Origin of the sequence: Okeania sp. SIO3I5 (assembly GCF_010672085.1) — a bacterium.
Classification (GTDB): domain Bacteria; phylum Cyanobacteriota; class Cyanobacteriia; order Cyanobacteriales; family Microcoleaceae; genus Trichodesmium.
Window position 1 is genome coordinate 20,338 of the sequence record NZ_JAAHHT010000150.1, and the last position, 2,984, is coordinate 23,321.

Annotated in this window: 2 protein-coding genes; both read right to left on the minus strand. The window is 36.5% G+C overall.

Going from position 1 to position 2,984, the window contains the following annotated elements; translation table 11 throughout:
• Positions 1-590: 590 nt before the first annotated feature.
• Positions 591-1,934, minus strand: coding sequence for a TRAP transporter large permease (locus F6K40_RS26625; RefSeq protein ID WP_293140119.1), 1,344 nt, complete (start codon positions 1,932-1,934; stop codon positions 591-593).
• The gene (locus F6K40_RS26630) at positions 1,918-2,481 is read right to left on the minus strand and encodes a TRAP transporter small permease subunit (protein ID WP_293140120.1); all 564 of its coding nucleotides are present in this window, start codon (positions 2,479-2,481) and stop codon (positions 1,918-1,920) included. Before F6K40_RS26630 ends, F6K40_RS26625 begins: the two co-directional genes overlap by 17 nt.
• Positions 2,482-2,984: the final 503 nt, after the last annotated feature.

Genomic DNA, 2,984 nt, shown 5'->3' on the forward strand with positions numbered 1-2,984 from the left:
CTATTTCTATTATTCTATTGGCCAATAGTTAAATGCTTCAAAGCCTTTACAAGTATAAGTTTCAGCCTTTTTTATATCAAAGATTGATGTTTGATTTATTTATTGGACAATAGTTGTAGAAGTATGAGGTACAAGGATCTAGGCTATTGTGCGGTAGCCATAAGCTTGTCTAGCAACAAAGCCATTCTAAATCCTACTTTTTAAATGCAAAGCTTATCTAGTTAAATGTGTTGAACCATTCTCTATATTTAGAGAGTAGGGAACTACCACTTGGGTGTTTACCAAATACAATAACTGTCAAACTAAAGCTGATGAGGCGATGGTTAATATCTCTGAGAATCAATGACACAAAAAATTTGACTCTCACACATATCAAAAAACAAGTAGACATTGACTTAAGAATTACCAACCTCCTAATTACCAGTAATGGAAAAAAGTAGCTAACCCTAAAAATTTGAACAACTTACACAAAAAATTAAAGTGAGTCGCTAAAATTTCTATGCAGGAAAACCTTGGGATCTAATATTAAAAAGCTAGATTTGAAGAGGATGTCAATTCTTATAACTTCTCAAGATTTTTGGATTAAACCTTTATCCACTTAATGAGGGTAGGAAATTAACAATCCCAGGAAAAGTAATAATTAGCACTAAAACCAATAGCTGAAGTAGGATAAACTGAATAGCACCCCTATATATTTGACCAGTAGTAACTTCAGAAGGTGCTACACCCCGCAAGTAAAATAATGCAAAACCAAAGGGAGGCGTTAAAAAAGATGCCTGAAGATTAGCCCCCAAAATAACACCATACCAAACTAAGTCAATACCAAGTTGTTGAGCAACAGGTACAAATAAAGGTACAACAATAAAAGCAATCTCAAAAAAGTCAATAAAAAATCCAAGAAAAAAAACAATTGCCATACTGACAACCAAAAAACCAGTCGTACCACCAGGCAGATTAGAAAGTAAATCAAACATAAAGCGATCGCCTTCCACCCCCCGAAAAACCAAACTAAAAGCAGTTGACCCCAAAAGTATAAACATCACCATAGTAGTTGTGCGGAGAGTCACATCACATACCCTTCTTAAGGAAGTCCAACTACATTTACCTTTAACAATAGCCAGAGCGATCGCCCCCACACATCCCACAGCACCTGCTTCTGTCGGTGTAGCAATACCGAAAAATATACTACCCAAAACCAATAAAATTAAGAGTAATGGTGGAATCATTACAGTTAGCACCCTCAGCCCTAGAGCTTTCCCTCCAATATCTCGTACCTCTGCTGGTAAAGCAGGAGCTAAGTCTGGTCGTATAAAAGAAACAATCAAAACATGAAGAGCAAAAGTTCCTGCCATAATTAGACCAGGCAAAATAGAACCAATAAACAGATCACCAACAGAAATTCCCAGTTGGTCTGCCAATACAACCAAGACTACACTAGGAGGAATAATCTGGCCTAAAGTCCCCGATGCTACAATTACACCTGTAGCCAACTCTTTATTATACCCATACCGCAACATAATAGGTAAAGAAATTAATCCCATGGCCACCACCGTAGCAGCAACCACACCAGTAGTAGCTGCTAAAAGAGCGCCCACAATAACAACTGCCAGAGCTAAACCACCCCTAACTCGACCAAACAATATCCCCATTGTTTCCAGCAGTTGTTCTGCAATGCCAGATTTTTCCAACATTGCCCCCATAAAAATAAAGTAGGGTATAGCCAACAAAGTATAGTTAGCCATAATACCAAAAATTCTTTGGGGCATTGCAGTCAGAAATATAGGGTCAAAAACTCCTAAACCAATACCTATTAAACCAAAGATTATTGCTACTCCACCTAGGGAAAAAGCTACAGGATAACCAAAAGAAAGTAAAACCAATGCTCCTGCGAACATTGATGGACCAAGAAATTCAGATTCAAAACTCAGACTCATTAGACTCCTGATGGGGGGATAATTTAGATTTACCTGCAAAGACTACTAAATAATTTTTAATTGCTTCAGAAATTCCTTGAAGAAATAATAATACGAAGCTAACTATAATCATTGTTTTGATTGGGTAACGGGGTAATCCACCAGGGTCAGGAGAAGTTTCAAGGATAGCCCAAGAATTTACAACAGCACCCCAGGAAACTATCACTACAATAATGCTGAAAGGGATTAAGAACAATATTGTACCAATCAGGTTAGCCAGAGCTTTTCTTTTAGGACTCCACTTAGTATAAAAAATGTCTACACGAACGTGTTCATTATGTTTGAGAGCATAAGCTCCACCTAGGAGAAAAACCAGGTCAAAAATATACCACTGAATTTCTATCAAAGCGTTGGAAGTTAAATTTTGACCAATGCTCCTACCTAGATAGCGTCCAATCACATTCCAAACACCAACCAAGACCATTAGTATGACTAACCCATAGGTTAGACGTCCAATTAGCTCATTCAAATTATCAATTATCCGGGACAAACGTAGGAGTATTTGCAATAGTCCCCCTCCTATAGCTTCCAAATTAAGATTATGGACATTTAGTTACATCTAAATCAACTTTATCTCTGATTAGAATAACCTGTGTAGCGTAATTATCTAAAAATTCAAATCTAAAAACAGAAAAAAAAGACAGATTTTGGCAGAAATTTTACCACTGCCAAATTTTTTTTTGAAAATTTTTCAAGTTATAAAAAGCTTGCCAATAAAAGAGTTTGAGGTTTTCTCGGCAACAAAAAAAACCTATTTCCCGAAAAAAGTTTAGAAAAGGGGTTGACACATCAAGATAGAGTTGCTAGATTAGTAAATGCGCGGGTGAGAGACACAAACCTCAAGCCAACGCCCGAACCTAGACAACTCAATAGTTTGAAAGTATAACAGCACTACTTCTATTAAGTCCTTGTAATAAATAATCAGGACAAAGAAATAGATTTCTAAGTCCTAAAATAAACAAAAACCTTCTCTAAGTCAAGAGATTTGGAGAAAAAAAACAAAGAGTCAAA